Annotated in this window: 2 protein-coding genes; both read left to right on the top strand. The window is 48.4% G+C overall.

All coding sequences use genetic code 11. From position 1 onward, the window contains the following. Positions 1 to 125: orotidine 5'-phosphate decarboxylase / HUMPS family protein (locus ACTHUR_RS15250; protein ID WP_440399473.1), on the top strand; the 125-nt coding region annotated here is incomplete at its 5' end. Positions 126 to 138: 13 nt separating this feature from the next. Continuing rightward, positions 139 to 640: NAD(P)H-binding protein (locus ACTHUR_RS15245; RefSeq protein WP_440399471.1), on the top strand; the 502-nt coding region annotated here is incomplete at its 3' end.

Below are 640 nucleotides of genomic sequence, written 5' to 3'. Positions count from 1 at the left end.
GTATTATGACGCCGGCCGAAGCCTTGGCTGCCGGTTCAACCTATTTGGTAATGGGCCGTCCGGTAACTAAAGCTGCCGATCCGGTAGCTGTATTGCGCGAAGTGAACCGCGTGGCAAACGCTTAAGGCCGTCTGAAGTATGAAGGCGATTGTGATTGGCGCGACAGGCGCAACAGGAAAATCCTTGTTGCCTTTACTTGCAACCAGTTCAGAGGTTGAGTCCATCGACTGTTTTGGTCGCAGACATCCTGATTTTACTCACCAAAAGCTAAATAGCCATCAGATTGATTTTTCTAAGCCTGATGATTGGCGTGAAAAAGTGCAGGGCGATGTATTGTTTGCCTGCTTGGGAACTACCTTGAAAGCGGCTGGCAGTAAAGAAGCGCAATGGGCAATTGATTATGAGGCAAATCTTGAATTTGCCAAAGCCGCACGAGAAAACGGCGTCAATACTTTGGTTTTGATTTCCGCTTCCGGTGCAAATTCTGCTTCGAGCCTGTTTTATCAACGGATGAAGGGCGAATTGGAGCAAGCAATTATCGCTTTGAATTTTCCGCACCTTATTATTTTCCGCCCGCCATTGCTGATTCGTCCGAACAGCGACCGCTTGGGCGAAAAAATAGCAGAACGGATTTCTCGCG

This window comes from Neisseria sp. P0021.S007 (assembly GCF_051956855.1).
This window is presented reverse-complemented; position numbering and strand designations above follow the sequence as displayed.